The following is a 23,446-nucleotide window of genomic DNA, read 5'->3' on the forward strand; positions in this document are numbered from 1 at the left end:
GCGGACCGGTCCACCCGGGGGTGAACCGGTCCGAGGTTCACCCGTGCGCGCGCAGGTTCCTCCACGTCTCGCGGCGGGCGGCCTGCTCGACCGGGTCCGGCACGGGCAGCGACGCCAGCAGGCGCTGCGTGTACGGGTGCTTCGGCGCACCGAGCACCTCGTCGCCCGTGCCCTCCTCCACCAGCACGCCGCGGTGCAGGACCGCGATGCGGTGGGCCAGCAGGTCCACGACGGCCAGGTCGTGGCTGATGAACAGGCACGCGAAGCCCAGCTCGGCCTGCAGGCGGGCGAACAGGTCCAGCACCCGGGCCTGCACCGAGACGTCCAGGGCGCTGGTCGGCTCGTCTGCGATGAGCAGCTCGGGGCCCAGGATGAGCGCCCGGGCCAGGCTCGCGCGCTGCCGCTGACCGCCCGAGAGCTCGTGCGGGAACCGGTCGCCGAACGCCTTGGGCAGCTGGACGGCCTCCATCAGCTCGTCGACCCGCGGCCGGGCCTCGACAGGGTTCGGCGCCAGTCCGTGCACGACCATCGGCTCGGCGACGCACTGGGCGATCGTGAGAAGCGGGTTGAAGCTGGTGGCCGGGTCCTGGAAGACGAACCCGATGCGCTTGCGGACCGGGCGGAAGACCCTCTCCTTCACGTCGAGCATCTCGACGCCGTGGACCTTCAGCGAGCCGCCGCTGATGGGCGTGAGCCCGGCGATGGCCCGGCCGATCGTGGTCTTGCCACTGCCCGACTCGCCCACCAGGCCGAGCACCTCGCCGGGCCGGATGACCAGGTTCACGCCGTCGACGGCCGTGAACGCGGGCTGCCGCAGCCGGCCGGGGTAGACGATCCGCAGGTCGGACGCCTCGACGACCGGTGTCGCCGACTCGTCGACGACCATGGCCTCGAGCTCGTCGGCCACCCGGACCCGGTCGCGCAGGCGTCGCCCGCCCACCCGCGGCACGGCGTCGAGCAGGCGCTGGGTGTACGGGTGCTGCGGCGACGCGAACAGCGTCCGGACGTCGGCCTGCTCGACGATCTCGCCGTTGTACATGACCGCGACGCGGTCGGCCAGGTCCGCGACGACGCCCATGTTGTGCGTGATCAGGACGATCGCCGAGCCGAACTCCTGGGGGAGGCGGCGCAGCAGCTCGAGGATCTCGGCCTGCACGGTGACGTCGAGGGCCGTGGTCGGCTCGTCCGCGATGATCAGGCCCGGGTCGAGGACGAGCGCCTGGGCGATGACGATGCGCTGCTTCTGACCGCCCGAGAACTGGTGCGGGTAGTGGTCGACGCGGTGCTCCGGGTCGGGGATGCCGACCAGCCGCAGGATCTCGATCGCGCGGGCGCGGGCGTCCTTGTCGGAGATGTTGCTGTGCGCCTTGAGCCCCTCGGCGATCTGCCAGCCGACCGGGAAGACCGGGTTGAGGGCCGTGGACGGCTCCTGGAACACCATCGCCGCGTCCCGGCCCCGCACGTCGCGCAGATCGTTGCCCCGCAGCGTGACGAGGTCGTGCGTCGCGGAGCCGTCCTTGCGTGTGAGCAGGACAGCCCCGCTGGTCAGGGCGGTCTCGGGCAGCAGGCCCAGGATCGAGCGGGCGGTGACGGTCTTGCCGGAGCCGGACTCCCCGACGATCGCGAGCACCTCCCCGGCGGCGACCTGGAGCGTGACGCCCTCGACGGCCCGGACGGTGCCGGCGTCGGTGGCGAACGAGACGTGCAGGTTCGTGATGTCGACGACGTTGGTCATCAGCGCTCGCCCCTTCCGTCGAACAGGTCTGTCGGCCCCTCGAGGTCGTCGATGCTCTCGACGCCCGGGACGCGGTCGGTGGCGACACCGCCGGGAACGGCGGTGACCGGGCTCAGCGGAGCGGCGGCCTTGGCAGCCCGGCGCCTGCGCAGGCGCGGGTCGGCGAGGTCGTTGAGCGACTCCCCGACGAGCGTCAGCCCGAGCACGGTGAGCACGATCGCGACGCCCGGGGGCACCGCGGTCCACCAGATGCCGCTGGTCACGTCGGACAGCGACTTCGACAGGTCGTAGCCCCAGTCCGCCGCGGCCGTCGGCTCGATGCCGAACCCGAGGAAGCCCAGGCCGGCCAGCGTGAGCACGGCCTCGGAACAGTTCAGGGTGAGGATCAGCGGGAGCGTCCGCGTGGAGTTGCGCAGGACGTGGCGGCCCATGATCCGCAGGTGCCCCGAGCCGATCACGCGGGCGGACTCGACGAACGCCTCCGCCTTGACGCGGACGACCTCGGCGCGGACCACGCGGAAGTACTGGGGGATCATCACGACGCTCAGCGAGATCGCCGCGGCCATCACCCCGCCCCACATCGACGACTGACCACCGCTGATCACGATGGCGACGACGATGGCGAGCAGCAGCGACGGGAACGCGAAGAGCGCGTCGGCGATGACGACGAGCACGCGGTCCACCCAGCCGCCGAAGTAGCCCGACACCAGGCCGAGCGCGACGCCCGCGAAGATCGAGAGCACGACCGCGACGACGATCACGAGGAATGCCGGCCGCGCACCCCAGATCGTGCGGGACAGCACGTCGTAGCCGCCGACGGTGGTGCCCAGCAGGTTCTCGGCCGAGGGCGGCTGCTGCGAGCCGAAGTTCACGTCGCCCGAGCTCAGCTGCGCGTACCCGTAGGGCGCGAGCAGCGGCGCGAACGCCGCGGTGATGACGAAGATCAGCATCAGGACGATGCCGACGACCAGCATGGTGCGCTGCAGGCCGACGCTCGTGCGGACGTGGCGCACCACGGGCAGGCGCTTCCAGAACGAGGTGTGCTCCGGCGTGGGCGGGGCGGCGTGCGCGACGGCGAGGCCGACCTCGGGCAGGGACGTGTCGGTCATGTCAGTACCTGATCCTCGGGTCGACGAGCGCGGCGATGACGTCGACGACGAAGTTCGTCAGCGCCACCACCACGGCGAGCAGGACGACGATGCCCTGCACGGCGACGAAGTCGCGGGCCAGCAGGTACTGGACCAGCTGGAAGCCGAGGCCCTTCCACTCGAAGGTCTTCTCGGTCAGGACGGCGCCGGACAGCAGCAGCGCGACCTGCAGGCCGATCACCGTGATGATCGGGACGAGCGCGGGGCGCCAGGCGTGCTGGCGCAGCAGCCGGCGCTCGTTGACGCCGCGCGAGCGGGCCGCCTCGACGTAGCCCGTGGACAGGGTGCCGATGACGTTGGTGCGGACCAGCCGCAGGAAGATGCCACCGGTCAGCAGCCCGAGCGCGAGGGCGGGCAGGATCGCGTGCTCGAGCACGTCGAGGACCACGGACACGTCGCCCGTGCTGATCGCGTCGATGAGGAAGATGCCCGTGCCCGCGCCGTTGCGCTGGAGCTCGATCTGCGCGTCGGTGGACGCGCGGCCGGCGACCGGGAGCCAGCCCAGCCACACGGAGAAGATGAGCTTGAGCAGGATGCCGGCGAAGAACACGGGCGTCGCGTAGGCCAGGATCCCGGAGATGCGCAGGGACGCGTCGACGCCCTTGTCGCGACGGGCGGCGGCGATGCGGCCCAGCGGGATGCCGACCAGGAGCGCGACGAGCATCGCGTAGAACGCGAGCTCCAGAGTCGCGGTCCCGTACGTCAGGACGACCTCGGTGACCGGGCGGTTGTCGGAGATCGTGGTGCCGAAGTCCCCGCGGAACACGTTGCCCAGGTACTCGAAGTACTGCACGAGGATCGGCCGGTCGTAGCCCGCCTCGTGGATCCGCTCCTGCAGCTGGTCGTGCGTCAGCCGCCCGCCCAGCGAGGCGGTGATCGGGTCGCCCGTCGCGCGCATGAGGACGAAGACGGTGGTGACCAGGATGAAGATCGTCGGGAAGATCAGCAGGAACCGCACCAGCAGGTAGCTGCCGAGGTGTCCCCCCGATCGCCTGCTCTTCGCGGCCGGGGTCGCCGGCGTGGTAGGCCCAGGGGGCGCGACGCCGATGGGCGCTCCGGTGGTGGTGGAGGTCATGGGTTCCTGCCTTGTTGATGACGTGCCGTACGGACGTGCCGGACGGCCCCGCCCCCCGAGTGTGGCGGGGGACGGGACCGTCGGCCTGCTGAAGGATCAGCCGTTCGCGAGCGCGCCGTAGCGGAACTTGAACGAGGCGTCGAGGGTGTCCTCGGTGCCGGTCACGTCCTTGCCGACGACGGCCACCTGGGCGCCCTGGAGGTACGGGACCGTGGAGAGGTCCGCCGCCACGGCGTCCTGGATGTCCTCGATGAGCCCGGTGCGGGCGGCGGGGTCAACCGTGGTCGCCTGCTCCAGGATCATGTCGTTGACCGCCGGGTTGTCGTAGTGGTTCGACAGGAAGTTCTCCGTGAGGAAGAACGGCGTCAGGTAGTTGTCGGCGTCCGAGTAGTCCGGGAACCAGCCGAGCTGGTACGCGGGGTAGACGTCGGCGGTGCGGTCCTTCGAGTACTGCACCCACTCCGTGGTCTGCAGGTCGACCGCGAACAGGCCGTCCTTCTCCAGCTGGTCCTTGATCAGCGCGTACTCGTCGGCCGACGACGGGCCGTAGTGGTCGTTCGAGTACTGGAGGCTGAGCGCGACCGGGACGGTGACGCCGGCTGCTTCGAGCGTGGCCTTGGCCTTGTCGGCGTCAGGGCCACCGGAGCCGTCGCCGTACAGGCCCTTGAGGGACTCGGTGGCACCCGTCAGGCCGTCCGGCACGTAGGAGTACAGGGGCGTGTAGGTGCCCTTGTAGACCTGCTCCGACAGCGGCGCCCGGTCGATCAGGTGGGCGACGGCCTGGCGGACCGCGAGGGCCTTCGCCGGGTCGGCGCCGTCGGCCTTGGTGCCGTACGGCTGCGTGTCGAAGTTGAACGTGATGTAGCGGATCTCACCGCCGGGACCGTCGACGACCTTGACGTTGTCGTTCGTCGCCAGGTCCGCGATGTCCGTCGCCGAGAGGCTACGGAACGCCACGTCGATGTTGCCCTCCTGGATGTCCAGCTTGAGGTTCGACGAGTCGGCGTAGTACTTGACGTTGACCTCGGCGGTCTCGGCCGGGGGCAGGACGCCCGCGTAGTCTGCGTAGGCCTCGTACGAGATCAGCTCGTTGAACGCGTAGCTGGTGATCGTGTACTGGCCGGCGAACGCGTTGCCGTCGACGATCTCGTTGTCCGGCGTCAGCGCGTCGGCCGAGAAGACCTCGTCGTCGACGATGGGGCCGGCCGGGCTGGACAGGATCTGCGGGAAGATCTGGTCGTTCTCCGACTTCAGGTGGAAGACCACCGTGGTGTCGTCGACCGCGTCCACGCTGTCCAGGTTGTACAGCAGCGAGGAGGGGCCGTTCTCGTCGGCGATGGCGAGCTGGCGGTCGAACGAGAACTTCACGTCCGCGGACGTCAGGTCGTTGCCGTTGGCCCACTTCAGGTCCGGCTTGAGCGTGACGGTGTACTCGGTCGGCGCCGTGAACTCCGCGGACTCCGCGATGTCCGGCTCGACGTCCGGGCTGCCGTACGGGGTGTTCATGAGGAACGGGAACACCTGGTTCATGACCGCGAACGAGCCGTTGTCGTAGGAGCCGGCCGGGTCGAGCGTGGTGACCTTGTCGGTCGTGCCGATGGTCAGGGCACCGCCGGCGGAGGTGCTGCCGCCGTCGCCACCCTCGTCGTCGCCGCCCGAGCAGGCGGTCAGGACGAGAGCGGTGGCTGCAAGGCCGGCGGTCGCCGCGAGGACGCGGCGACGGTGTGGTGCGAGGGAGGACATGCGCTACCTCTTCTGTCAGGGCCGCGGGCGCGCGTCAGAACGGACCCGTCGGCTGTTTCTCAGTGGGCTATGGGTAGCACACAGATGTGTCGGGCATCACGAGGGTCTTACCGGTAAGTAACATCCACATCTCGGGATGATCACGATCGGTCAGGTATTTCCCGGGGGACACCGTCGTCGTCCATCGGCTCGAGCTCGGCCGCTCGCACACCCAGCAGGCGTGCGACCAGGGGACCTGTGCCCCCGTAGACGATCGCCGTGAACAGGACGACGCCGAAGACGATCGGGACGAGCGCCGGGAAGGGCTTGCCGGCGTCATCGAACTGCAACGCGAAGACGCTCGCCGTGGACGCCGCGACGATGCCGCGTGGGGCCATCCAGGCGACCATCGCGCGCTCCCGCCGGGACAGCACGGTGCGCATCGTGGCGAGCCCGGCGGCGAGCGGCCGGACGCCGAGCACCAGGAACACGAGCAGGACCAGCGTTCCCGACGTGTAACGGACGAGAGCGTCGAGGTCGATCCGGGCCGACAGGACGATGAAGAGCGAGCCGATCAGGAGCATCCCCACGTGGCTGCCGAACTCGTGCAGCGCCTCCAGGCTCACCCACGTCTGGTTGGCCAGCGCGACCCCCAGCGCCGTCGTCGCCCAGAGCCCGGACTCCTCACCGACGGACTCCGCGGCCGCGAACGCCGCGAGCGCGACGGCCACCCCGAGCGCCACGTGCGTGGACGACGGGACGCGCCCGAACCGGACGACCACCAGGTACACCGCGGCGGCGACGAGTCCGGTGAGGATGCCCACGACGGCCGTGGTGCCGAGCCCGACACCGCTGTTGTGCAGCGCGAGATGGACCATGCTCAGCGCGACCGTGGCGCCGATCGGGTCGATGAAGATCCCCTCGAACGCCAGGACCGACTCGAGCGGCTGCTTCGGCCGGATCACCGCGAGCAGCGGCCCGACGACGGTCGGGCCGGACACGATGAGGATCGCGCCGATCACCGCCGCCCGGCTGAACGGCAGGTCGAACACCAGCTGGGCGAGCACGGTGGCGCAGACGCCGGTGACGACGGCGCCGGTGGTGACCAGCCCGAGCACCGGCCGCCGTGCTCCGCCGTGCAGCCGGCGGAAGTCGAGCTTGAGGGACTCCTCGAACAGCAGCAGCCCGACGGCCATCGACACCAGGGGGAACAGGGCGTCGCCGAGGAGCGCGTCGGGGTCCACCAGTCCGAGGACCGGTCCGGCCAGCAGCCCGAGAGCGAGCAGCACGATGATCGACGGGACGCGCACGGCGTGGCCGAGGAGCTGGCCCAGCACACCGAGCAGGACGATCGCGGCGATACCGGCGGTGAACCCGAGCTCCATGACCGCCATTGTGTCGTCGGCTACGTTGGCGGGTGGCCTGGACACGAGGCCTGAACGGCGCGCAGAGGAGACCACATGAGCGGCACCCCACCGTCCGGGCGGCAGTACCGCATCATGGCGGGCGACCACGAGGCGGTCGTCACGCAGGTGGGGGCCGGCTTGCGTCAGTGCACCCTCGACGGTCGGGCCGTGCTCGACGGCTTCGCGGAGTCCGAGCGGTCGCCGGACGGGCGGGGGCAGGTGCTCGCGCCCTTCCCGAACCGGATCGCGGACGGCCGCTACACGTTCGGCGGACGCACGTGCCAGGTCGCGATGGACGAGCCGGAGCGCGGCAACGCCATCCACGGCATGGTCCGCTGGCTGGACTGGACCGAGGTGTCCTTCACCGAGCACGACGTCGTGCTCGCCTGCGTGCTGCGGCCGCAGCCGGGGTACGCGTGGGAGCTGAGCCTGCAGGTCGGGTACCACCTCGACCACGACGGCCTCCGGGTCGCGTCGTCCGCGACGAACACCGGCACGGAGCCCGCCCCGTTCGGCATGGGGTTCCACCCGTACCTGGGTCTGGGCGCCGCGGTCGACGGCCTGGAGATGCTGGTGCCCGCCGGCACCCACTCCCCGGTGCCCGACGACCGCGACGAACGACCGGTGCCGGTCGACGTGACGGGCACCCCGCTCGACTTCCGCTCCGGGCGGGCCGTGGGCTCCACGGTGCTGGACACCGTGTTCGGCGACCTCGCGCGGGGCGCCGACGGGCGCGCAGTCGTCCACCTGCTCGACCCGGCGAGCGCCCAGGGCGTGCGGCTGTGGGTCGACGAGTCCTTCGGGTACCTGATGGTCTACTCGGGCGACGGCGTGCTCCCGGTCGAGCGGCGACGGCAGGCCGTGGCCGTCGAGCCGATGACGTGCCCACCCCACGCGTTCCGGTCCGGCGCGGACCTGGTCACGCTCGCGCCGGGGGAGTCCTGGACCGGCACCTGGGGGCTCGCTGCAGGTTGACGTGCGACGGAGGCGGCCGGTGAGGGGTCCGGCCGCCCCCGCCCGTCACGGCAGGACGACCAGCACCTTGCGGTCGGACGACGCCTGGACCGTCGGTGACCCCGCGTACGTCGTCTCGACCACGTAGATCCCGACGGGCAGGCGCGACAGCCGGAGCCGGGCGACCGACGCCTTCTTCGGGCCGGGCGTCAGGGTGCCGGTGACCTGCGCGACGATCGGGCCGTCGCCGTGCACCCGGGCCGTGCGGACCGTCGTGGTCACCTCACCGGTCGGTGCGTCGCCCTTCTGGGCCCTGACCGTCGCGACGACCGTGGCCTGCGTGGTTCGCCGGACGACGTGCGGCTCGAACGTCACCGACGTCGTCGAGCGGACGGCGTTCGCGGCCGGGACGGTCGTGCTCGTCGTCGGGCCCACGTTCCCGACCTTGTCGACCGCCCGGTGCTCGACCGTCGTGGCCGCAGCACCGACCTGCACCGGTGCGGTGTAGGTGGTCCAGATCCCGACGCCGACCCGGTACTCGATCCGGTCGACCCCCGAACCCTGGTCGGTCGCGGTGAGCGTGAGCCGCCGCTGGGTGTCCACGCTCGCCGACGTCGCCGGGGCGATCGCGTCGAGCCGGAAGGTGACCGAGCGGTCCTCGGACACGTTGCCCGCGGCGTCCGTCGCGCGGACTGCGACGGTGTGCTCGCCGTGGCCGTCGACCTGCACCGACACGGTCGTCGGGTCCGGGGACGCCGTCCACGCGCCGCCGTCGACGGACGTCTCGAGCGTGGCGACCGCGCGGTCGTCGGACGCGGTGGCCACGACGGTGGCCGGAGCCGCGCGCCAGTCGCCCACCGGGTCGGGGGTGACCAGGAGCGAGTCGACCGTCGGTGCCACCGTGTCCTCGGGCACGGTGTGCAGGGTCAGGAACGTGACCGAGTACGGCGGGAGGTCGTACGTGAACGACGACGACAGCCCGCCGAGCTCCCGGGTCACGGGCTCGACCGTGCTCGGTGCGGCCTTGGTGTTCGTCGCCCCGGGCGGCGCGACGATCTCCGTGACCGAGCCCGTCGGGGCGATCTCCACGTCGGCGACCTCCACCTGGGTGCGCTGCGTGACGGCCGAGACGTTGACGACCTTGGCGACGATGTCGCCGCTGTCCTCGTCGCGGGTGACCACCTGGAAGACGTCGGCGGCGGGCGCCGGGTCGTCGTAGGACATCTGCAGCACCCCGTCGAGGTACAGCTCGATGTGCCGGTCCTGGACCACGACCTTGACCCGGTAGGTCTGGCCGGTCGCGATGCTGTGGCCCTCGACCGCCTTCACCTCACCGGCACCGCCGCCGTCCGCCTTCTGCAGCGCCTGGCGGGTGTTGTTCCAGCCGCCCAGGTTCCACCAGAAGTAGTCGCTGGGACCGCCCGCGGAGAAGCCGACCAGGAAGCCCTCGGCGCCGGCCGTCTTGCGGGCGTCGAGCTCGAGCGTGTAGTCGCTCCAGCCCTGCTCGTAGGTGCCCGTCGGGATGCTGCGGGCGTCGGTCGTGACGGTGCTGGACTGCACGTACTCGCCGTTCACCACCGACCAGTCGCCCGTCTGCGGCGACCACGCGGACGCGTCGGCGAAGTCGTCCTCGAACAGGACCTCACCGCCGTCGTTCGCCGTGACCCGGACGTTGTCGTAGGCCGCGGAGGTGGCCCACGTGGACAGGAACACACCGCCGTCCAGGGGCTTCGGCTCGACCGACGGGGTGGTCAGCGTGCTGGGCACCACCTGGTCGCCGACGTTGGTGGAGAACAGGTGCTGGACCCAGTAGTTGGCGCTGGACCAGGACTCGTCGTTGTCGAACCAGATCGCGTCCGGCGACCACTGCACGTACGACTCGTTGGCCAGCAGAGGCGCGTAGGACGCGAGCTCGACCAGGTCGCCGTTGCGCTCCAGGCCCGTCATGTACGCGGCCTCGGTCAGACCGTTCCACCACGTGTTGCCGCGCGAGGCGTACTCGCCGAGGAACACGTGCGGACCTGCACGGTCGTAGGAGTCGTAGCGCTCGGTGTTGGTGAGGAACCAGCTCGGGTCGTTGTAGTAGTGCTCGTCGACCAGGTCCACGTCCTGCTCACGGTTGAACTCCCAGAGGGCGTCGAAGCGTGCGCCGGTGTCGTCCGGGCCGGAGTTGGAGATGATCTTGATGTCCGGGTAGGCCGCCACGATCGCGTCCCGGAACTCCGGGAAGTTGGCCTCGAACGTGGTGGTGTTCTCCTCGTTGCCGAGCCCGATGTACGGCAGCTCGAACGGCTCCGGGTGACCCAGCGCGGCGCGCTCGGCACCCCACGTCGTCGACACGTCGCCGGTGGTGAACTCGATGAGGTCGAGCGTGTCCTGCACCCACCGGTCGATCATGGCGGGGTCGGTCATCTCCGGGATGCTGCTCCCGCAGCCGTTGGCGCCGACCGAGAGCACGGGCAGCGGGACGGACCCGAGGTCCTCGGCCAGCTCCAGGTACTCCAGGTAGCCGATGCCGTACGACTGGTTGTAGCCCCAGAAGTTCCAGTTGGTGGCGCGCTCCTCCACCGGGCCGATGGTCTCCTTCCACTGGTACGTGCGGCGCCGGTCGGTGTAGCCCGACTCCTCGTACGTGCGGAACGTGCCCACGTTGGTCACGCAGCCGCCGGGGAAGCGCAGGAAGGACGGGTCGAGCGCCGCGATCTTCTCGGCGAGGTCCTTGCGCAGCGGGGACTTCCCGTTGACCGGGCCGACCCAGGTGTCCTGCGGGAACAGCGACACCTGGTCGAGGTGCAGCGTGGAGGTCGCACCGGCGAGCACGACGAACCGACCTGCGTCGGTGGTCGCGCTCGCGGTCAGCGTGACCTCGTACTTCTTCCAGACGTCCGAGCCGTCGACGTCGACGGTGCCGGAGGCGACAGTCTCCGTGCCGTTCTCGACGGCCAGGGTCAGCTCCTGCGGCGTGGTGGTGCGCACCCAGATGCTCGCGTCGTAGGACGCACCGTCCTGGACCGCGACACCGGAGTTGTAGCTGGCGTTGCGCAGCCCGTCGCCCGCCGCGGCGGCTACGAGGACGGCCCGGTTGCGGTTGGTGGGGTTGAGCCGGCCGGCGTCGTCGACGACCGTGACGGTGGTGCCCGCGCCGCTGCGGTCGAGGACGTCCCACGAGGTCAGGCCCGTGAAGCTGCCGTTGTCGGCGGTGGTGAACTCGAACGAGCGGTTGCGCACCAGCTCGGCATACAGGCCGCCGTCCGCGGCGTAGTTGATGTCCTCGTAGAAGATCCCGTACAGGCGGTCGGAGATCTCGGCGTCGGTCCCGTCGCCGTCGATCTCGATGGTCGTGCCCTCGCCCAGCGTGAACGGCTCGAGCACGAACCCGGCCGCATCCCCGGGGTCGCCCAGGACGAGTGCTCCGTCGACGATGCCTATGGCCTGCGAGCCGTCGGCCAGCGTGAGGTGCAGCGTGCCGCCGCCGGCCTCCGTGAGCCGGAGCACGGTGGGCTCGTCACCCAGGGCGAGCCGGCCGTCGGGCAGCACGGTGAGTGAGCGGTCACCGGTGGTGAGCGTCAGACCGCCGGCGACCTCGGTCGCCTCCAGCACGAACGCGTCGCCCGGCCGCTGCTGGACGACGACGATCGCGTCGTCCGCATCGGTGGTCAGGTGCGGGGCGGTCCCCGGTGCCCGCAGCGTGAACGGCCCCTCGGGCACGACGTCCTCACCGGGCGACGCCACCAGCGCGACGTCGTCGAACACCGCCGGGAACGTCGTGCCGTCCTGCGCACCGAGCGCGTACAGGCCCACGTGCTCGATGGGGAACGTGACCTCGACGGAGCTCACGTCGACCCAGGCCGACGTCGGCTCGTCCCAGCGTGCGGTGGTGACGGTGCTCCCTGTGCGCGACAGCCGCAGGGTCTCGGCCGTCGACCCGGGCCGGTCCTCGAAGTGGTCGGCTGCGAAGATGGCCGCGGTCTCGATGTCGTTCTCGATGGCGACCCCCGACGGCGTGATCCCGCCGACGAACGTCAGGCCGGAGCGCACGTAGTTGTCGAGGTCCTGGTACGCGATGAGACCCGCGCCCTGGAAGGTCTTCGTGACCGGTGCCTGCACGTTGACGGAGATCGAGAAGTCGCCGTCGGGAATGTCGAGCGTCATGACGTTGCGCGCCGAGTTGTTGCCCTGCCACGTGTCGCCCGGCAGCGCGGTCAGCGTCAGCGCGCCGGGGGTGGTGGTCAGGGACCGGGCGGTGGGCTCGTCGTTGACGGCGGTCCAGCGGGGGTCGAGCGTCGCTGCGTCGAAGCCGTCGGTCCAGGCGCCGTCGGGCACGGGCGGTGCGGCGCTCGCGGGTGCGACGACGGTCGCGCCCAGGGGCACGACGAGGGCCACCGCGAGCGCGGCGCGGAGCCCCAGACGACGGCGGTGCGGACGGGTCCTGCTGGTCTGTCGCGACAGTGCGACGGGCATGGCTGCCTCCCTGCGCGCACGTCGTCGTGCGCCTCGTCCAGGACTCCGTCGCGCCCGATGTGAGCGCTAACATCCCGGTGTCCGACGACCATAGGGGGAGGGGGCGATGTCCGGCAAGAGCGCTTTACAACGTTTACCGAAAGAGTTCGACCCTCAGTGTGCGGGTTCGGCCTTCTTGCGCTTCGGGATGAGGTGCAGGATGCCGACGACCACGGCACCCACCACGAGCCCGACCAGGGCCGAGCCGAGGGTGTCCACCAGCCAGGCCAGCAAGCCACCGACGCCGGGAACGACGGCCACGGCCTCCTCCAGGTGGTGCAGGAGCTCGTACGGCGCGTGCCAGCCCAGCTCGTCGACCCCGGCGAGGAGGATGTGCCCGCCGACCCAGAGCATCGCGACGATGCCGACCGTCGACAGGACCGAGAGCACCTTCGGCATCGCGCGGACCAGCCCGCGGCCGATCGCGGCGACCGCTCCGTTGCGGCGCTCCGCGAGGTGCAGACCGATGTCGTCCATCTTCACGATGAGCCCGACGACGCCGTAGACGAGGACGGTGATCGCCAGCGCGACGACGGCCAGGATGATCGTGCGGGACAGGAACGGCTCGTCGGCGACCTCGTTGAGCGCGATCACCATGATCTCGGCCGACAGGATGAAGTCGGTGCGGATCGCTCCGCGCACCATCGACTTCTCGGTGTCCTCGCCCTGGACGGCCACCGGGGTGGTCGTGTGCTCCTTGGCGTGCCCGGAGACCAGCTCCCAGATCTTCTCCGCACCCTCGTATGCCAGGTACGTCCCGCCGACCATGAGGATCGGGGTGAGCAGCCACGGCAGGAACTGGCTGAGCAGCAGGGCCGCCGGGAGGATGAACAGCAGCTTGTTGCGCAGCGACCCGAACGCGATCTTGCGGACGATCGGCAGCTCGCGCTGCGGCTGGAACCCGTGCACGTAGCGCGGGGTCACGGCCGTGTCGTCGATGACGACGCCCGCCGCCTTCGCGCTCGCCCGGCCCGCCGCAGCGCCCACGTCGTCGACCGACGCCGCCGCGAGCTTCGCCAGCGCGGCGATGTCGTCCAGAAGCGCGGCCAGACCGCCAGCCATCAGTTCTCCCTCGTAGGTCCTGCCGGGTGCTCGGGCGATCCTGACACAGCAAGCGTCTCAGTTCAGGCTGGCGTCCTCCGCGAACGTCGACACGATCGCGAGGTCGCCGCCCTGGCGCCGCAGCACCTTCCGCCACAGCTTCTCCGGCTCCGCCGTCAGCACGTCGTCCGGGACCGCGTCGACGACGTACCAGGCACGCTCGGCCAGCTCGTCCTCCAGCTGCCCCGCGCCCCACCCCGCGTGCCCGGCGAACACCCGGACGCCACCCACGTGGGGTGCCACCGACGTCGGCTCCGCGTCCAGGTCCACCAGGCCGAACCGGCCCGTCACACGGTCGACCTCCGGCGACAGGCCCGTGCCGTGGGGGAGTGCCGCGACGCCCATCGCACCGTCCAGGCCGACGGGTCCTCCGTGGAACAGGCGCGGCGGGTCGCTCACGTGCTCCTGCCAGTCGGGCAGGACGACGCCGACGTCCACCGTCGACGGACGGTTGAGCACGACCCCGATCGCGCCCTCCTCGCCGTGGTCGAGCAGCAGGATGACCGTCCGGTGGAACGTGGGCTCGCGCAGGCGGGGGGTCGCGACGAGGAGCCGGCCGCGCAGCGCTGCGTCGTCGGTCATCCACGCACCTCCCGCCGCATGACCACGCGCGGCCGACCACCACTGTGCCCGGTCGTCTCGGCCGCCTGCGTGAACCCCGCCGCCTCGAACAGGCGGCTCGTCCCCACGTACCCGGAGATGACGTCCACCCGGTCACCGCCCGCGACGGTGACGGGGTACCCCTCGACCACCTCGGCGCCCCGCTCGGCGGCGTGCGCGACCGCCCCCTCGAGGAGCTCGTGCATCAGTCCCCGGCGCCGGAACGCGGGCCGGACCACGAAGCACACGATGCTCCAGGCGTCCCGCTCGTCGACGAACGGGATGGTCCGCGACCCCATCAGCCGGCGGTAGCTGTTCCGGGGAGCGACCGAGCACCAGCCCGCCACCTCACCGTCCACGTACGCCAGCACCCCGGGTCCCGGGTCGGTGGCGCACTCGTCGCGCATGTACTGCGCACGCTCGTCGTTGGGCACGCGGCTGTCCCGGTACGCCATGCACCAGCACCCGGCCCCGCCCGGCTTCTTCACGCCGACGACCTCGAAGAAGTCGTCGTACCGCCCGACGGCGGGGAGCACCTCGATGGCCATCCCCCCAGGCTACGGAACGACTCAGACGCGCTCAGGTGCCTGCTCGTCGATGCGGTGCCGCTCGTCCTGGATCGTCGCGCCGGCCGCGACCAGCTTGAGCTCGTGGGCGCGGAAGTGGTGGCCGCAGAAGAGCAGCTCGAGCCCGTCGGCCGTGGGGAGGGTCGCCTTGACGAACGCCTGCGCGCCGCAGCGGTCGCAGCGGTCCTGCCGGGTGAGCTCGGGGGCGAGGGTGTCGACGGTGAGAGCGGTCATGGCGGATACCTCGTCTCGCTGGAGTGGGCGGCGCTCGCCGGGGCGGGCTCCGCGTGTGCTGCTCATCCGAACCATCGGTCCCCGACAGTCCATCCCGTTGGGTGTTCGCTCTGCGGTGAACTGCCTCACCTGGAGGGGCCGGGATCGGAGACCGGAGATACCCCGCGCAGGAGAAGGGCCCGTGACCTGCGGCGACGCAGGTCACGGGCCCTTCCTCGGCTCACGCGGTGATGAACAGCCCCGACGCGCCGCCGACCACCTGGCCGGACTCGTCGCGCTGGGCGACCGACACCTCCAGCTGCCGGCCGGCCTCGACGCCGGCGGGCAGCCGCGCCTCGAGCACGAGCGGCAGGAGCTGTCCGGCCGCCTTCTCGATCCGGACGACCGCGATGTCGTCGGTGATCAGGGCGAACCGCTTCCCACCGCGCACCACGACGTCGCCGCCCTTCACCGAGACGTCCCGGACCCGGCGCTTGTCGACGCAGTCGAAGCGCGATCCCTTCTCCAGGGTGAGCACGCCCTCGCAGCACCCGAACCGGGTCCGCACCCGCGTGCGGTCCAGGAACACCAGGCCGCTGCTGCACCCGTCGTGACCCCCGCCGCCGCCCCCGCCACCCGGCACGTGGGCGTCGACGTCGACCTCGGGGAAGTACACGTTGGCACCGTCGAGATCGAGCACGAGCGTCGCGGCCCTGGGCAGAGCCGTCCGGTTGATCACGAGCTCGAGGAACCGGTCGGTGTTGAGCGCGTTCCCGGCCAGGAACGGGAACGCCGCCCCGGTGTCCGCCAGCACGTTGATCAGCGACAGGTTCCGCTGCGCGAGGTTGCCGATCCGCGTGACGACGGGGTTGGAGACGAAGGCCGCCGTCGCGAACGCGTAGTCGTTGTCGGCGTTCACGGAGGTGACCACGCACGGGTGCCAGGCCTCCGAGTGCAGGACCTCCACCTGCGCGGCGGAGATCGAGAACTTGGCGATCTCCTCGCCACCGGCCGGGATGGTCGCGAAGGTGGCGGACATCGGGGTCGGGGCCAGGTGGGTGCCGTCCACGGCCGTCCAGTCCGTCGGGTAGGCGAACTGGGTGCCGACGTACGGGGTGAGCCGGGCGTCGACCGTGACGTTGCGGGCCTCGCGCGGACCGACGTTGCGCACCCGGACGTACAGGTAGTTCGTCTGGCCGATCTCCAGGTTCTGCGACTGCAGCGGGTCGCTGGGGACGAAGACGTCGTCGTCGAAGATCCGCACGACCACGTCCGCGAAGTTCCAGAAGTTGCCGCCGCTCGGCGCGGACGGCTCCGTCCCGGTGTCCCCGGGCCAGTCGCGGATCATGAGGTCGGCGAGGTCCAGCGCCTTGCGGACGCTGATCCGGCCGTAGCCCATGTTCTGGTTCCACGTGCCGCTGTCGTAGCCGGCGGTCTCGACGTACGCCGTCGTGCCCGTCTTGTCGGCCGTGCGCTCGATGATCCGGCGCACCTCCGCGTTGGTGAGGCCCGGGTACTCGCTGAGCAGAAGCGCGGCGAGCCCCGCGACGTGCGGGGTCGCCGCCGACGTCCCGTCGAACACCGTCACGTAGTCGCCCGCGGCGTCGCCGAAGCTGGGATAGACCACCCCGGCCCACGTCCCGCCGGAGCCGTCGACGTTGTAGCCGTCGGCGCCCTGCCGGTCCGTGGTGGGCACGAGCACGCCGGGCGCGACCACCGAGATCTCCGGGCCGAAGTTCGACCCCCAGGTCTCGCCGTCCGGGCTGGCCGGTGACTTGCGGTCGTCCACCTGGTCCGAGGCCCCGACCCCGATCACCAGAGGGTGCGTGGCCGGGTAGGTGATCGAGTTGCTGTCGTAGTTGTGCGTCGCCGCCGCCATGACGAGCCCTGCGGCGTCCGCCGCGACGATGGACGGGTCGACGATCAGCGGGTCGACGTAGTACCCCCCGAAGCTCATGCTGATGACGTCGGCGCCGTTGGTGGTCGCCCAGCTGATCCCGGCGGCGATCTCCGCGTCGCTCCACGTCACGAACGCGGCGGGGAGGATCTGCGCGGATCCCGCCACGCCGGCCACTCCCGCCGAGTTGTTGAACGTCGCGGCGACGATCCCGGCGCACGCCGTCCCGTGCGACCCCGTGGGGGAGCCGTCACCGGACATGCTCCCGAGGTTGATCCCCGTGCCCGCGAACACCAGGTCGGGATGGGTGAGGTCGCAGCCTTCGTCGAGCACACAGACGACGACCGACGCGGACCCCGTCGAGATGTCCCACCCCGCCGGAGCCTCGATCTGCACCATGTCCCACTGCTGCGCCCAGAGCGTGTCGTTCGGGATGACCGCCGCCGGGACGACCATCGGCATCGTCTCCAGGCGCACGTCGGCCACCTGCTCCCGCTGGCCCTCCAGCAGCAGGTCCCGCAGCTGGTAGGCGTTGACCTGCGCGGGGTCGTCGATGACGAAGTAGCGCAGCCCGTTCAGGTACTTCGAGCGCTCCCGGTCCTCCGTGACCTTCAGGCCACGGGCCGCCGACGTGAGCGCGCGGACCACCGGACCCTCGACCCCGCGCCGGAACCGCACCAGCACGACGTGCGGCAGCGGCGCCACCAGCGCGCTCCGCCCGATCGACCGCGACTGCCCGCCGCCGAGCCGGTACACCGGACCGATCCACGCGAGCACGTCGCCCAGGACCTCGCGCAGCAGCCCGATCCGCCCCTCGTCGAGCGGCTCGCGGTCGGCCGACCGGATCCAGAAACGATCGGCGGTGTGGTTGATCCGCTCGAGCTGGCGGGCATCCTGCTCGTCGCCTGCGTCCTCGAGGACGACGCGTGCCTGCTTGAGCCGCGCCGCCAGGTCGTCCTGCTTGATCGGCTCCTTGGTTGCTATCAGGAGCCGGGTGTCGTCCAGCTCCATGGGCACGCCGGTGCCGTGCACCAGCCGCCGCGGAAAGATACTCATGGTTCCCCCTTGTGCCTGTCGCAGGCGGGGTCCTCGCCGTCGAGGACGCCCCCTCCGCCCAAAACAGGACAAAGGGGACAATCCGCCATTCACTCTTTCGAGTCAACGCTCCACGGTCCATTTCACCCCGGGACTGCAGCGCGAGGGCGGAGGGCTAGGTGGCGGATCGCTTGTTCTGTGGCGGGTGCGGGGTCGTGCCCTGAGCGAGGGCGTCGGTGAGCTGCTCGATGCGGCGGGCGCGGGTCTCCGGGCGCACCGCGGTCTGGATGCGTGCCAGGAAGGCGAACCGGTTGCGGCCGTCCAGCGCGGCGAAGACGTCCGTGAGGTTGCGCACGGCCAGGGCCGCGGCGAGGTCGTCAGGCACCACCGCCGTGGCCGGGCTGTCGTAGGCGGCGGCCCAGCGGCCGTCCGCCTTCGCCCTCTCCACCTCGGCCAGGCCGGCCGGGCGCATCCGCGCTTCCGCGGTGAGTCGCTCGATGCGCTCGCGGTTGATCTTCGACCAGACGCTCGTCGCGCGCCGCGGAGTGAACCGCTGCACGTACCACTCGTCGTCGAGCCGCCGGGCGATGCCGTCGATCCAGCCGAAGCAGAGCGCCACGTCGACGGCGTGGGTCCAGTCGATCGACGTGACGCCGGTGCCCTTCTTGGCCATCCGCACCCAGACGTGCGACGCGCTCGCGGCGTTCTCGACGAGCCACGCCTCGAACGCCGCCTCGTCCTCGAAGAACACCGACTCGGTGTGGTCCATCGACATGGCGGCAGCCTAGGACTCGGTGCGTGACGGCTCCGGACGCTCGACGACGACATCCTGGACCTCGTGGGCCCGCCCGGGTCGATGGGCCGGGCCGCCTGCACGTGGACAACGTCCAGCACGAGGCGGGTCGGTGGGCCCCGTGGGGATCGAACCCACAACCCGCGGATTAAAAGTCCGCTGCTCTGCCAATTGAGCTAGAGGCCCGGGGGATGCGGTGTGGTCCGGGAACCCTGGGGCAACTCCCGTGTAGCTCGATGCGCACTCTCCGTGACTGGATCCCATCATGAAATCCACCCCGGAGGCGACGCCGGCACGTCGTGCGCGTCGTCCCGGGCGGTTCGCTCGCCGCTCACCAGTCGGAGCACGCCTGGTTGCCGGCGCGGTCAGTCGCGCACACCTGCCCCGCTCGGGCGTCGTCCGGGACGTCGGCTCGGAACAGGTTCTCCCCGTACCAGGTCATGGGCAGCTCGTCGCCGGTCCACCGAGCCGTGATCGAACGCCAGTCGTGAGGCCGGTTGGGAGTGCGACTGTCGTGCACGCGGGCGACGACGACCCCGTCGACGATCTGCGGTCGCACCACCGGCGGAGCGGTGTCCGGCTCCAGGACGTCCGTGGCACGGTAGACGTGCTCGGCCCAGTGACCGGGCACCTCGCCCTGGGCCTCGACGAGGTCGGGGCGGTCGTCTCCGTCGAGGTCGGCGAGTGCCAGTCCCAACGTGCCCTGTGATGGTGCGGCGTCGACGACGTCCGGGGCGAGCGTCAGCAGACCCGTGCCGTCGTTGATCTGGACTCGCTCCGGGCCGTCCAGGGACCCGATCAGGAAGTCGGCGTCGCCGTCGGACTCGACGTCCAGGCCGACGACGACGGCGTCGTCGTAGCCCGGGTTGGCCTCGGTCGGCCACCAGTCGGCGGTCGCGTCGACGAACCGTCCGCCGTCGTTGCGGAACACGTGCTCGGCGGGCCCGGCGTCGCTCTTCGCGCCGTCGTTGATCGTGACCAGGTCGAGGTAGCCGTCGGCGTCGAGGTCGATCGGCGCGAACTCGTAGTTGTTGCTGAAGGCGGGCATCCGCCCTGAGGTGACGTCGTCGAACCTGCCCGCGCCGTCGTTGACGTAGAGCAGGCTGCTCGGGCAGAGCTTGCACGACACCGCGAGGTCCAGGTCCCAGTCGTTGTCCACGTCGACGGCCTCCAGGTCCCAGCTGAACCGCACGAGCGTCTGGGGCATCCGATCCGCCGTCGCGTCGGTGAAGTGGGCCGCGCCGTCGTTCAGCCACAGCACCACCCGGCCGCCCGGCCCTCTCGGAGACCCGTCTCCCCAGTCCGCGATGACGATGTCCAGGTCGCTGTCGGCGTCGACATCGCCCAGCTCGAGGTCACCCGCGCTCAGCCCGGCGGCCGGCAGGTGCGTGGCCGTGGAGTCGACCCAGCCCCCGGACCCGTCAGCGAGGAGGAGACGGCTCTGCGTGTCGTAGGTCGTCCCCATGACGATGTCGGGACCGCCGTCCGCATCCAGGTCGGCGACCTTGATCACACGGGTCAAGGCCGGTGTCTCGCCCAAGACGTCCTGGGTGGCGTCCTCGAAGGTGCCGTCGCCACGATTGAGGAACACGCGGCTCACGGCCGGCTCTCCCGGCGTGGTGTAGTCGCCCCCGTTCGCGAACAACAGGTCGACGTCCCCGTCCAGGTCGAGGTCCGCGAGCTCGACCCCGTTCGTGTAGTCCGCCGTGGGACCGATGGCCTCGTCGGTCGCGTCGAGCCATGCTCCCGTGAGCGTCGCGGACGTGCTCACAGCGACGCCCTCGTCGTCGGACGCAGTCGTGGCCGCGCTCGGCGCTGCATCACCGCCCGCCGGACAAGCGGACAGCGAGAGGACGACGGCGATCGCCCCGGCCGCTCGCACGCTGCGGGTCCAGGAACCCATGGGATCTCCCCTCCGCGCCTGACTGAGCCTCCCAGACGGAGCTGCGGCCTACGAGTGGGTCGTCAGGGTGGTGCGGACCACGCGGCCAGGTGACTGTCCCTGTCACCGGCGATGTGCGCCGGCTCTGACGTCAGGGGGCCGAGGGGTTGAGCTCGGCCGTGGTGACCTGACTGGCGCTCACCAACCAGCTGGTGAGGATCCTGCCGTACGCGCCGCTGTCGATGAGCTCCTGCACGGCCTTCTGGATCGCGGTCGTCAGCGCGTGGTCGTCCTTCGAGACGACGATGCCTTGCGGGGCGGTGGCGAACGCCTCGCCGAGCACCTCGAGCTGGCGCGACATGAGGACGGCGTAGGTGATGATCGGAGAGTCCGCGTACGTCACGTCGGCCTTGCCATCGACCAGAGCGTCGTTCGCCTCAGTCTGCGTGTCGAACGAGAGCCGCCTGATCGACTCCTTGCCGGCGCTCTCGCACTCCTCCGTGAGTGTGCCGAGCTCCTCCTCCTGGATCGTGCCGGCCTGGACGGCAACGGTCACGCCGCACAGGTCGTCGCGGGAGATCCCCTCAGGGTTTCCCTTCCTGACGGCGAAGGCCTCGCCGGCCTCGAGGTACTGGACCATGTTCACCTGCGACATACGCTCGGCATTGATGGTGAACGACGAGATGCCGACGTCATACGTGGACCCGACCTCCGGGATGATGCTGGAGAAGTCGGCCGTCCGGACGTCTGCCTCCAGCCCGAGCACGACGGCGATGGCCTTCGCGAGGTCGACGTCGTAGCCGACGGGCGTGACGCCATCGACGTCCATGTACTCGGCCGGAGCGTACGTGGTGTCCGACCCGACGACGAGCGTGCCTCTGTCGGCGATCTCGCGGGGCACCAGGTCCGCGATGCTGTCGACCTTCACGATGGCGCTCGCGCCGAGCGGGCTGCCCTCGTCCGGCAGCACGGCGGTGTTCGAGCTTCCGCCATCACCGCCGCACGCGGTGAGGAGCAGGGCGGACACGGCCGCGAGGGCTGCGGTCACAAGGACGAGGCGAGGACTACGCACGGGGGACCTCTCGCGGCGCCAGGGTGGGGCGCCGTCTGGTTCTCGGCTGGAGCCGCGTGCGCAGCACCGATCAGGTGCCGCGCACGCGGGAGAGCAATCGCGCGATCGTACGGTGCGGAGCCGTTATCACATAATCAGACAATTCGGCAAGCGGATCGTCGTTCTCGCGCCGGTGGGCGCAGTGGTCGACCCCTGCGCAACACCTCACCTGCGCGGAGCGCCCTGGTGAACCCCCGAGAAAGAACAGCACCGAGGACTGCTCCCTCCCGACCTGAGCGCGTCCGGTCGGCGCCTGTCCTCAGCGACAGGTCCGACGCCGTCACCGCGCCCGTGGACGAAGTGCGGTCGGCGCGTGGGGCAGCGCGATGGACGCGGCGGTGGCGGCGCTGTGCACCCCCATCCGCTCGCGCACGTGCTCCAGGTGCTTGCGCACCGTCGAGACCGCGACGAACAGGCGCGCGGCGATCTCGGCGTGGCTGAGCCCTGAACCGACCAGGGCGAGCACCTCCCACTCGCGGTTCGTCAGCTCGGGGACACCGGCCCGCCGGCGTTCGGCGTCGAGCCAGATCTCCTGCACGTGCGGTCGCAGCAAAGTGACAACCTGACGATCCCGCTCGTCGAAGCCGGGCCACTCGCGCTTCGCGAAGAGGATCCTGCGAACGACGCCCGCCGGAGCAGGCAAGGACAGCACCATGTGCGTCTGGACGTCGAGGCCGAACTTGAGCCGCCGGGTGGCGTTCGCTGCCATGGTGGGGATGAAGTCGGTCGTCATCACCACGCTGGTCAGGTCACCAGTGCGCTGGGGGTAGCTGCACAGCGGATCGGCCCACCACTCGCTGAACCAAGCGTCGGGCACGTCGAAGCCTGTCTCGTCCGAGTACCAGCGCTCGCCCGCGTCGAAGACCACCTGCTCGCGATCCACGTGGAGATGCTCGGGCGCGTAGCACGTGTAGGTGAGGAGAGTGTCGCGGCCCAGCAGGTTCACCAGCCCGTCGAGCAGTGCCCACGGAAGCTCGGGCCCGGGGTCGTCGTGGTACGCGTCCGAGATGATCCGGACGAGAGCGTCGCCGTCTCCCGCGTGCAGCTGGCCGATGGGATCCATCGTTGCCCCCTCCGCTCAGGTTCCCTCTCCCTCCGTCGACGGTAGACCCAGGCCCCTGCGGCAGTAATACGCCCGGATGCGAATGTCCGCGACGAGCCGGCGTGGGAAGGGTGGTCGTCGGCGGGACCGGAGAACCGATCCCGAGGACACCAGGAGGCGACGACGATGAGGACATTGGAGCGGGCGACGGCAGGAGCAGTGGTGGTGCTCGCGTGCATCACGTTCGGCGGATCGGGTGCGTACAGCGCCGACCAGTCGAGTCAGGCGGCGACGGCGGGCCTGGCGTCCGGGCAACCCGCCACCTGCGCGGAGGCCGGCACCGGCGCGGTCGTCCCGATCGCGCCCCGGCCCGCGCAGCACGTGCCGGGCGCGATGCACGCCGTGTGACGGTCTTTCCGCAGGAAGTGGCGGTCATGGAAGCCGCCGGAGGGACCCTCCGGGCGCGACGGCGACTCGCACCACGCACCAGAGAGGTCGTGCCAGGGCGCGGTGATGGGGCGGGGTGGCACCGTCGAAGCGTCCAGCAGTAGCCGGTCGCCGCGGCGTCGGCACCGCGAAAGAGCGTCTCCGTGCAGCGGGAGCGTCTGCCTTGATTTGTCGGAATCCCAGACGAGGGCGATTGCAGAATTGCGATTCCCGCAGTTC

17 protein-coding genes and 1 tRNA gene are annotated in these 23,446 nt (G+C 70.8%); 2 read left to right on the forward strand and 16 right to left on the reverse strand.

The window, feature by feature from the left end; genetic code table 11:
• Positions 1 to 37: 37 nt before the first annotated feature.
• The 5 genes from J2X26_RS16870 to J2X26_RS16890 all read right to left on the reverse strand — a co-directional run bounded on the left by J2X26_RS16870 (position 38) and on the right by J2X26_RS16890 (position 7,065).
• Positions 38 to 1,735 carry an ABC transporter ATP-binding protein gene (locus J2X26_RS16870; protein WP_307493864.1) on the reverse strand — a complete coding sequence of 566 codons (1,698 nt, stop codon included), beginning with the start codon at positions 1,733 to 1,735 and terminating at the stop codon, positions 38 to 40.
• Positions 1,735 to 2,844 (reverse strand): ABC transporter permease, encoded by a 1,110-nt coding sequence (locus J2X26_RS16875; protein WP_307493865.1) that lies wholly within the window; start codon positions 2,842 to 2,844, stop codon positions 1,735 to 1,737. The genes J2X26_RS16870 and J2X26_RS16875 overlap by 1 nt, the downstream gene beginning before the upstream one ends.
• Position 2,845: 1 nt before the next feature.
• Positions 2,846 to 3,958, reverse strand: a complete 1,113-nt coding sequence (locus J2X26_RS16880; RefSeq protein ID WP_307493866.1) for an ABC transporter permease — start codon at positions 3,956 to 3,958, stop codon at positions 2,846 to 2,848.
• 96 nt (positions 3,959 to 4,054) lie between these two features.
• Positions 4,055 to 5,701 (reverse strand): ABC transporter substrate-binding protein, encoded by a 1,647-nt coding sequence (locus J2X26_RS16885; RefSeq protein ID WP_307493867.1) that lies wholly within the window; start codon positions 5,699 to 5,701, stop codon positions 4,055 to 4,057.
• 140 nt (positions 5,702 to 5,841) lie between these two features.
• Entirely contained in the window at positions 5,842 to 7,065 is a 1,224-nt protein-coding gene (locus tag J2X26_RS16890) for a cation:proton antiporter domain-containing protein (RefSeq protein WP_307493868.1), read from the reverse strand.
• A 75-nt stretch (positions 7,066 to 7,140) separates the two neighbouring features.
• Between J2X26_RS16890 and J2X26_RS16895 the strand changes: the two genes are divergently transcribed.
• Positions 7,141 to 8,061, forward strand: coding sequence for an aldose 1-epimerase family protein (locus tag J2X26_RS16895; protein ID WP_307493869.1), 921 nt, complete (start codon positions 7,141 to 7,143; stop codon positions 8,059 to 8,061).
• A 45-nt stretch (positions 8,062 to 8,106) separates the two neighbouring features.
• Here the strand turns inward: J2X26_RS16895 and J2X26_RS16900 are convergent, their stop codons facing one another.
• The 11 genes from J2X26_RS16900 to J2X26_RS16950 form a co-directional block, all read right to left on the reverse strand.
• Positions 8,107 to 12,501, reverse strand: coding sequence for an OmpL47-type beta-barrel domain-containing protein (locus J2X26_RS16900; protein ID WP_307493870.1), 4,395 nt, complete (start codon positions 12,499 to 12,501; stop codon positions 8,107 to 8,109).
• 153 nt (positions 12,502 to 12,654) lie between these two features.
• Positions 12,655 to 13,602: a DUF808 domain-containing protein gene (locus J2X26_RS16905; protein ID WP_307493871.1), complete on the reverse strand. Its 948-nt coding sequence runs from the start codon at positions 13,600 to 13,602 to the stop codon at positions 12,655 to 12,657.
• 57 nt (positions 13,603 to 13,659) lie between these two features.
• Positions 13,660 to 14,223: a YqgE/AlgH family protein gene (locus tag J2X26_RS16910; protein ID WP_307493872.1), complete on the reverse strand. Its 564-nt coding sequence runs from the start codon at positions 14,221 to 14,223 to the stop codon at positions 13,660 to 13,662.
• A complete protein-coding gene (locus tag J2X26_RS16915; RefSeq protein WP_307493873.1) occupies positions 14,220 to 14,789 on the reverse strand; it encodes a GNAT family N-acetyltransferase in 570 nt (189 codons plus the stop codon). The genes J2X26_RS16910 and J2X26_RS16915 overlap by 4 nt, the downstream gene beginning before the upstream one ends.
• 21 nt (positions 14,790 to 14,810) lie before the next feature.
• The gene (locus J2X26_RS16920; protein ID WP_307493874.1) at positions 14,811 to 15,041 is read right to left on the reverse strand and encodes a DUF7455 domain-containing protein; all 231 of its coding nucleotides are present in this window, start codon (positions 15,039 to 15,041) and stop codon (positions 14,811 to 14,813) included.
• 220 nt (positions 15,042 to 15,261) lie between these two features.
• Positions 15,262 to 17,973 carry a S8 family serine peptidase gene (locus tag J2X26_RS16925; RefSeq protein ID WP_307493875.1) on the reverse strand — a complete coding sequence of 904 codons (2,712 nt, stop codon included), beginning with the start codon at positions 17,971 to 17,973 and terminating at the stop codon, positions 15,262 to 15,264.
• A gap of 154 nt (positions 17,974 to 18,127) precedes the next feature.
• Positions 18,128 to 18,727: a YdeI/OmpD-associated family protein gene (locus tag J2X26_RS16930; RefSeq protein WP_307493876.1), complete on the reverse strand. Its 600-nt coding sequence runs from the start codon at positions 18,725 to 18,727 to the stop codon at positions 18,128 to 18,130.
• A 131-nt stretch (positions 18,728 to 18,858) separates the two neighbouring features.
• Positions 18,859 to 18,931, reverse strand: a tRNA-Lys gene (locus J2X26_RS16935).
• A 145-nt stretch (positions 18,932 to 19,076) separates the two neighbouring features.
• The gene (locus J2X26_RS16940; protein WP_307493877.1) at positions 19,077 to 20,648 is read right to left on the reverse strand and encodes an FG-GAP repeat domain-containing protein; all 1,572 of its coding nucleotides are present in this window, start codon (positions 20,646 to 20,648) and stop codon (positions 19,077 to 19,079) included.
• 130 nt (positions 20,649 to 20,778) lie between these two features.
• The gene (locus J2X26_RS16945) at positions 20,779 to 21,675 is read right to left on the reverse strand and encodes an ABC transporter substrate-binding protein (protein WP_307493878.1); all 897 of its coding nucleotides are present in this window, start codon (positions 21,673 to 21,675) and stop codon (positions 20,779 to 20,781) included.
• Between the two features lie 343 nt (positions 21,676 to 22,018).
• Positions 22,019 to 22,684 carry a helix-turn-helix transcriptional regulator gene (locus J2X26_RS16950; protein ID WP_307493879.1) on the reverse strand — a complete coding sequence of 222 codons (666 nt, stop codon included), beginning with the start codon at positions 22,682 to 22,684 and terminating at the stop codon, positions 22,019 to 22,021.
• 282 nt (positions 22,685 to 22,966) lie between these two features.
• Here J2X26_RS16950 and J2X26_RS16955 point away from each other — a divergent pair, with 282 nt between their 5' ends.
• Positions 22,967 to 23,188, forward strand: a complete 222-nt coding sequence (locus J2X26_RS16955) for a hypothetical protein (protein WP_307493880.1) — start codon at positions 22,967 to 22,969, stop codon at positions 23,186 to 23,188.
• Positions 23,189 to 23,446 lie beyond the last annotated feature (258 nt).

Source organism: Cellulomonas humilata, from assembly GCF_030814415.1.
GTDB classification, from domain to species: Bacteria; Actinomycetota; Actinomycetes; order Actinomycetales; family Cellulomonadaceae; genus Cellulomonas; species Cellulomonas humilata_A.